This is a genomic window from Endozoicomonas sp. YOMI1 (genome assembly GCF_024606345.1).
Lineage (GTDB): Bacteria > Pseudomonadota > Gammaproteobacteria > Pseudomonadales > Endozoicomonadaceae > Endozoicomonas.
In genome coordinates, this window is sequence record NZ_JAHHPM010000038.1 from 1 (window position 1) to 6941 (window position 6941).

A 6941-nucleotide genomic window follows, 5' to 3' on the forward strand; every position below is an offset into this window, starting at 1 on the left:
GGGTCGTGTAGGATTCGAACCTACGACCAATTGGTTAAAAGCCAACTGCTCTACCAACTGAGCTAACGACCCAATCCTGAGAATTATACGCGCCAGGATTGGTTTTACAAGCGATTCGCGTTAAACCGCAATACGATAAGTCGTAGGGTCATCAACCCCTGCTTCAAGAAACCCCTTTCGCCGGTAACAGCAACTATCACAAACACCGCAGGCAGCCCCATATTCATCCGCCTGGTAGCAGGAAACGGTCATACCATAATCCACGCCCAGCTTGACGCCTTCAGAAATTATTTCAGACTTGGTTAAATTCAGAAGCGGTGCCCTGATACGAAAAAGATCACCTTCAACACCAGCCCGTGTGGCAAGATTCGCCATATCTTCAAATGCTTTCAGATATTCCGGGCGACAGTCGGGATAATTCGAGTAATCAACGATATTGGCACCAATGAAAATATCACGAGCCCCCAGCACTTCTGCCCAGCCAAGAGCAAGGGAGAGAAAAACCGTATTCCTCGCAGGAACATAAGTGACCGGAACCTGGCTCTGAGCCTCCTTGAGGGGATCGTTGAAATCAGGGACAGTAATGTCAATATCGGTCAGCGCTGAACCGCCTATATCAGCCAACCCCAGCTTTAACACCTTGTGTTCACTAACACCCAGGGCCTCAGCCACCTTGCGGGAAGCTTCAAGTTCGCAACGGTGGCGTTGCCCATAATCAAAACTGACCGAGTAACATTGGAACCCTTGTTCTGAAGCCATCGCCAGAACGGTGGCCGAATCCAGCCCTCCGGATAAAAGGACCACTGCTCTCATCTGCAACACCTTTTTATGAAACAAGAATATTAGACACCCGGCAAATCCCCCCAGATCATCCGGTGCAGCTGTAATTGAAATCTCACCGGAAGCCTGTCTTCAAGGATCCAACCCGCCAGTAACCGGGCAGACATTGCGCCACTGACCGGAGAAAAAAGAACATCGGAAACCCTGTTCGCCAGGTCATATTGGATTAGTTTAGAAACAGACCATTCGTAATCTTCACGATCGGCAATCACAAATTTCAACTGATCTGTTCTGGCAAGAAAACCGATATTTTCATACAGATTCCGATGGGACTCTCCTGAAGCTGGAGGCTTCAAATCCATCACCTTGACCACCCGGGAGTCAACCTCAGAGAGGCTGATTGCCCCACTGGTTTCAAGGGAAACCTCATAACCCTGGTCAGCCAGAAGACTCAGCAACTCATAACATGCCTTCTGGGCCAGAGGCTCGCCTCCAGTCACGGTGACATATCTGGGGTTGTATTCTGATACCCTGTCCAGGATTGCCTCAGTGGATAACAACTCCCCCCCCTTAAAGGCATACTCCGTATCACACCAGCGACAACGGAGGGGACAGCCGGTTAAGCGCACAAACACAGTAGGCAACCCGATGGTTCTGGTCTCTCCCTGTAATGAGTAAAATATCTCGGTAATTCTCAGCATTCAGGATGCCTGCCATCTGATATCAGGAGCCGCCCATGGTTCTCAAATAACTATCGGAAAGCCTGGCCGCGGAACTATCTGGATATTGCTGAATAACCAGCTCAAGGAGCCTCTTCGCCTCTTTCTGATTGCCGAGCAAGTCATGCACTCGTCCAAGCTTATAACTTGCATCCGGAACTTTTGGACTTTTTGGAAACTCATTCAAAATGATTTGGAAGGACACTTTGGCAGCATCATAATGTCCCTGGGCCATATCAACTTCACCCAGCCAATAATGGGCATTATCTGCATAACGGCCTTCGGGGTATGTTTTCAGCTGCTCCTGTAGTGCTTTTTTCGCTTTATCAAACTGCTTGGAGCGAATAAGAGCAAATGCCGACTGGTAAGCTGCTTCCTCGGCTTTCCAGGCCGATTGATCCTTTTTTTCTGCCGCCCCTGCCACTGGTGCGCTTGCTATCGGCGGCTTTAAGTTTGCAACCGAAACCGGGGTCGCTTTCCCAGCCTGATCATTCAATCGAGAGATTCGCTCATCAAGATCAAGATACCTGTCCCGACCTTCCTGCTGCAGTTGCTCAATGCGAAAGGCCTGCTCTTCCAGCTGCCCCCGCATTTCCATCATTTCCTGTCGAAGCTGATCAATCGTATTAAGAAGGTGTGCCGTACCATTGTATTCATCGCTATCAGATGGGGATGAAATCGTAACAGAATCATCTGAGATCTGACTGACAACCTTCTGAGATTCAGCTGAAAGACCCAGAGGTCTGGATTCTTCAACCGGAGCTGCAGCAGATGCCACACCACTCAGAGTACCAGCAACCAACACTGGAAAAGCCAGCATCGCCATCAGCTTTGGGTTAGTTTTTCCTCTACGCATTTATCCCCCAGACGAAATAATGATACCAGTCCTGTTCAAAACTCCTTTTTCACCGGGCTGCTTTTTAGCAAGCCCTTATAGGGAGAATTTCAAGAATATGACGGTATTATCGATTACTCAGTAACAATTACCGCACGACGGTTCAAAGCCCACGCACTTTCATTGTGCTCAGGATCCAGAGGCTTCTCAAAGCCATAGCTGATCACTTCAATACGGTTAGCTGCTACTCCTTTAGCGGCAAGGTAATCCTTCACTGCCTTGCCACGACGCTCACCCAGGGCCAGGTTGTAAGTACGGGTACCACGCTCATCAGTATTACCCTGAATGACAATATTTTTCATGTAACCCAGATCAGAAGTCAGGTATGCAGCATGCACATCCAGGGCCTTGTAAGCTTCATTATCCAGCTTGGCGCTGTCAAATGGAAAGAAATAGGTATTCTTTTCCAGGAGTGCCTGAATCTCTTCAGGGGACTCATCAATTCGGCCACTATCAATGACAGCCTGAACCGCAGGATCCAGAACTGGCTGAACTTCAACCAGCACTTCTTCTTCAACAGTAACAACCGGCGGCTGGGTTCCTGCAGTCGTTGGCTCTTTCTTGGAAGCACACCCTGCCAGCCAGATAGCAGCTACAGCCATAAAAGCTGCTTTAACAACATTGGCGATTTGCATTTTTAACTCCAATCATTCTCTACGGGATTTCAAAGATTTGTGCAGTACACTATCAGAACTGAGGTCACCCGACTAGCCCGAATAGCCCGAATAGCCCGAATAGCAAGGGATGGTAAGGTTTCCTCAGAGAAAGAGCTACCGAAAAAAAAGCAGGTTAAACGAGCATAGCAGCAAGTCGGAAAATCGGCAGGGCAAAAGTAACTATCTACTATCCACTTAAAAGAACAATAGAACGGTTCACCCTGCCTTTACGCTACCTGAGCTCAATACCTGGCCCCCATGCAGGCTCCCGGACATCACCCTTTGCAGAAGGCAATCGATGTTTCACACGCCCATCTGCAGAAACAATACCCAACTCACCATTCTTGCCACCCTGAACAGAATAGATCAGTCTGCGGCCACCCGGAGCGATACTCGGAGAATCTTCCAGCTTGGATGACGTCAGTAGCCGCAGTCTATCCGTATCCAGGTCGAGAACCGCGATGTTAAAGTCAGCGGTTCCATGCCCTTTATGCACCAGAGCCAGCGACTTACCATCAGGAAAGACCTTGGCCCGGGCATTGAACCGCCCTTCAAAGGTTAGACGACGGGGCTTGCCTGTTGGGATAAATTCACCATCACTTTTACGACTGACCTCCTGCTGATAGACCTGAGGACTCCCACCCCGATTTGAAGTAAAAACGATACTATTACCATCTGGCATCCAGTCTGGTTCAGTGTCTATGGCATAGTGAGTCGTGACATTACTGATTTTATTCGTTGCCAGATCAAGAATATAAACGTCCGGATTACCATCTTTGGAAAGCACCATGGCAATGGATTTACCATTCGGTGCCCATACCGGAGAGTTGTTCAGCCCTTTAAAACCGGTCAGTTTTTTGCGGTTTCCCGTTGCCAGTTCCTGCATAAAAATAGCAGGACGACCCTGCTCGAAGGAAACATAGGTAACCCTTGTTCCGTCTGGCGACCAGCTGGGCGATAAAATAGGTTCGCTGGAGCTGAACACCTTCCTGTTACGTTTACCATCAGCATCGGCATAATTAAGCTGATAATCCGTTCTTTCAGCGTCATGCCTCTGCGCTGTTACGTATAGAATCCGGGTTGAAAAATCGCCCTTCAGGCCAGTAATCTTTTCATAGACAACATCGCTGATGCGATGAGCCATCTCCCGAAGCTGGGCACTATTTCCGGTAAATCCCCCCTTGGCAATGCGCTTTCCCCTGATAACATCATAAAGCTGATAGTTCATGGTGTAAGCATTGTCCTTAAGTGCCACCTGCCCCGTTACCAGGTAAGAAGCCCCCAGCACCCTCCAGTCACGATAATAAACTTCTGACTCACTGGCCGGGAAGCTGAGCATACTGGCTCTTGGCAGTGCCTTGAACAGACCACTAAGTTTCAAATCGTTATCAATGATTGCCGCCGGGTCTTCTGATAATACTTTCTCCCCTGTCCAGCTGAAGGGGGAAACCGCCATGGACACGGCTTTGTCATTCCCCTGGGTGACCTCAATAATAAGCTCTGCCCGGGCACTCATCCCCCAAAGCAGACAGTAAAATAATAAAAAGGTTTTGAATAAGTGCCTCATTTAACCAGATCCTCGGGCCTGAATCGGAAGGTAATTCGTCGGAAGTATTGATCAAAAATTCGCCGCTCAAGGCCCTTTAACTCTGAAAAGGGCGACGCTCGGCGTATAGCCTGAATAACGGAGCGATCAAACTCATCATTGCCACTGGACTGCAGCATAGTAATATCCAGCACATCTCCAAAGGGAGAAAGACTGATTCGAATTTCTGCAACCATGTTATTACGTGCGCTGGGAGGCCTGTTCCAATACTGAGAGGTCAGGCTTTTAATCAGCGCTGCATATTGTGCTTGCTGCAGCTGGTCATGCTCAAGCTGCTGAGCAGCTGCCAAAGCCTGCTGCTCCATTGCCATAGCTTGCTCAAGCACTTGCTGTTCTTTGCGCTTTTGCTCCTTTTCCCGCTGACGTCTGTTCAGCTCCTGACGTTCCCGGGCAGCTTCTTCCTTTTTACGAAGCTCTTCTTTCCTTTCCGCTTCTCGCTTTCTATCCTCTTCCCGCTTCATGGCCAGGGCTTTCTGTCGCTCCAGCTCCTTTCGCTGCTGTTCCGCTTTTTTGCGCCTGGCCTCTGCTATTTTTTTTGCTTCCGCCCGCCTTTTTGCTTCTTCTTTGCGCTTTTGTTCCACCTGACTCTGCACCGGCTTCCTAACGTTTGGCGGTTTTGCAGCCGGTTCAGGCAACGATACCAACGCTGCACTGATGGGCATCGGCGGCTTTATTTCAGGATTGGCGTCAGAACTCCAGTTGACTAAAAGCACACCAAACATAGTGAGATGAAGAATCAGAGAGAGGGCTATAGCAAACCCATAACCTTCTGTCACCCTTGCTAAAAGGGCTGGAAAAGCAATAGTAAACCATCTCTTCATCTACCGCTCTTCCATACCAACCGCCGCTGGGTCAGTTACTAGCCCAACATGACTGACACCTGAGTTTTGCAGGCCAGCCATTAATTGAACTACTGCTCCATAAGCAACGTTGGTGTCTCCTTGAATCAACACTTGAATGCCTGGTCTGGCACTCACTATCTTACTGACTTTCTGTGTCAGGGACGAAAGATTAACGGCTTTGTCATGGTCAGATCCAACGTCCATATAATAACTGCCATCCGCCTTAATAGAGATGACCAGAACCTCTTTGTCTTCAGGCAGAGCAATATTATCGCTACTGGTTTTGGGCAGCTCAACTTTCACGCCCTGGGTCATCATGGGAGCAGTGATCATAAAAGCCACCAGTAGCACCATCATGATATCGATAAACGGCACCATGTTTATTTCAGACATGGGCTTACGACGATTTCTTATCTTTGTCCCACTTCTCATTGGTGACATTGCGGTAAGATCCCTTTATGTCCGGCTGTAAACTTTACGGTGAAGGATACTGGAAAACTCATCCGCAAATGTCTCGTAATTGGACACAAGGGCTTCAACCCTTGAAGCATAGCGGTTATAGGCGACAACCGCCGGGATAGCGGCAACCAGACCAACAGCAGTGGTCAGCAAAGCCTCGGCAATGCCCGGTGCAACCGAAGCAAGGGTTGGCTGCTGAACCACCGCCAGGCCCCGGAAAGAATTCATAATACCAACAACTGTGCCAAAAAGACCGAGATAAGGACAGGTAGACCCTACGCTGGCAAGAAAGGGAAGGTTCGCTTCGAGGCGTTCCTGCTCCCTGGAAATGGCCACCCTCATGGCCCGCTGAGCACCCTCCATAACCGCATCAGGATCCCCGGTCCCCTGGTTTCGCAGGCGGGTAAACTCGGTAAAACCGGCTTTAAAGATGTGCTCTACGCCTGAGTCTGGCTGTTCATTTTGTTGCACTTCCTTGTACAGCAGAATCAGATCCATTCCCGACCAGAAACGATCTTCAAACGCAATCATGGCCTGTTGCGCATCTCTCAGCAGGATTCCCCGCTGAAAAATCATCATCCATGAAACAATTGATACAGCTACCAGTAACAATAATACCAGTAACACAATCCAACTGGCGTTACCAACCAGAGCCCATAGAGACATGCTTTCTGCCACCGACAACCTCTCTACCCATCAATTATTATGAAGTCGAAAAGGACTGATCATAACACCAAAAACCACAATGGGGATCAGAACCACTTGATAAAGCCAAATAAAAGCAAGGTGATTTTATTCAGTGAATAACTGCTTGATAGCATGTCACAGAGGCAGATCAAATCAGATTTACAGACACCCTACAGAAACCAGGAAGCCTGGGCAGAAACGCCAACTCCGCTTTTGCAAAGTCCATAATGAAGCTATAAGTCATACCAATTCCGCCTTCTAAATATGATAGCGAGCAAGTCATTTTGGACAGCTGGG

Annotated in this window: 8 protein-coding genes and 1 tRNA gene; all 9 read right to left on the bottom strand. The window is 48.8% G+C overall.

The features are described from left to right. A tRNA-Lys gene (locus KDK15_RS01395) sits at nucleotides 1-72 on the bottom strand. A 48-nt stretch (nucleotides 73-120) separates the two neighbouring features. Then, nucleotides 121-813: a 7-cyano-7-deazaguanine synthase QueC gene (queC, locus tag KDK15_RS01400; RefSeq protein WP_257293577.1), complete on the bottom strand. Its 693-nt coding sequence runs from the start codon at nucleotides 811-813 to the stop codon at nucleotides 121-123. 29 nt (nucleotides 814-842) lie between these two features. Continuing rightward, nucleotides 843-1481 carry a 7-carboxy-7-deazaguanine synthase QueE gene (queE, locus tag KDK15_RS01405; RefSeq protein WP_257293578.1) on the bottom strand — a complete coding sequence of 213 codons (639 nt, stop codon included), beginning with the start codon at nucleotides 1479-1481 and terminating at the stop codon, nucleotides 843-845. A gap of 22 nt (nucleotides 1482-1503) precedes the next feature. Continuing rightward, nucleotides 1504-2355 (bottom strand): tol-pal system protein YbgF, encoded by an 852-nt coding sequence (gene ybgF, locus KDK15_RS01410; RefSeq protein WP_257293579.1) that lies wholly within the window; start codon nucleotides 2353-2355, stop codon nucleotides 1504-1506. Between the two features lie 113 nt (nucleotides 2356-2468). Next, nucleotides 2469-3029 carry an OmpA family protein gene (locus KDK15_RS01415; protein ID WP_257293580.1) on the bottom strand — a complete coding sequence of 187 codons (561 nt, stop codon included), beginning with the start codon at nucleotides 3027-3029 and terminating at the stop codon, nucleotides 2469-2471. Between the two features lie 253 nt (nucleotides 3030-3282). Further along, nucleotides 3283-4617 carry a Tol-Pal system beta propeller repeat protein TolB gene (tolB, locus tag KDK15_RS01420; protein WP_257293581.1) on the bottom strand — a complete coding sequence of 445 codons (1335 nt, stop codon included), beginning with the start codon at nucleotides 4615-4617 and terminating at the stop codon, nucleotides 3283-3285. Continuing rightward, the gene (gene tolA / locus KDK15_RS01425; RefSeq protein ID WP_257293582.1) at nucleotides 4614-5477 is read right to left on the bottom strand and encodes a cell envelope integrity protein TolA; all 864 of its coding nucleotides are present in this window, start codon (nucleotides 5475-5477) and stop codon (nucleotides 4614-4616) included. Before tolA ends, tolB begins: the two co-directional genes overlap by 4 nt. After that, on the bottom strand, nucleotides 5478-5939 hold the full coding sequence (gene tolR, locus KDK15_RS01430) for a protein TolR (RefSeq protein ID WP_257293583.1): 462 nt from the start codon (nucleotides 5937-5939) through the stop codon (nucleotides 5478-5480). A 15-nt stretch (nucleotides 5940-5954) separates the two neighbouring features. Further along, nucleotides 5955-6623 (bottom strand): protein TolQ, encoded by a 669-nt coding sequence (tolQ, locus tag KDK15_RS01435; protein ID WP_257293584.1) that lies wholly within the window; start codon nucleotides 6621-6623, stop codon nucleotides 5955-5957. Nucleotides 6624-6941: the final 318 nt, after the last annotated feature.

Bases quoted from the DNA above. Each gene is read 5' to 3' on its own strand.
- queC (WP_257293577.1), bottom strand. From the start codon at position 813: ATGAGAGCAGTGGTCCTTTTATCCGGAGGGCTGGATTCGGCCACCGTT.
- queE (WP_257293578.1), bottom strand. From the start codon at position 1,481: ATGCTGAGAATTACCGAGATATTTTACTCATTACAGGGAGAGACCAGA.
- ybgF (WP_257293579.1), bottom strand. From the start codon at position 2,355: ATGCGTAGAGGAAAAACTAACCCAAAGCTGATGGCGATGCTGGCTTTT.
- KDK15_RS01415 (WP_257293580.1), bottom strand. From the start codon at position 3,029: ATGCAAATCGCCAATGTTGTTAAAGCAGCTTTTATGGCTGTAGCTGCT.
- tolB (WP_257293581.1), bottom strand. From the start codon at position 4,617: ATGAGGCACTTATTCAAAACCTTTTTATTATTTTACTGTCTGCTTTGG.
- tolA (WP_257293582.1), bottom strand. From the start codon at position 5,477: ATGAAGAGATGGTTTACTATTGCTTTTCCAGCCCTTTTAGCAAGGGTG.
- tolR (WP_257293583.1), bottom strand. From the start codon at position 5,939: ATGTCACCAATGAGAAGTGGGACAAAGATAAGAAATCGTCGTAAGCCC.
- tolQ (WP_257293584.1), bottom strand. From the start codon at position 6,623: ATGTCTCTATGGGCTCTGGTTGGTAACGCCAGTTGGATTGTGTTACTG.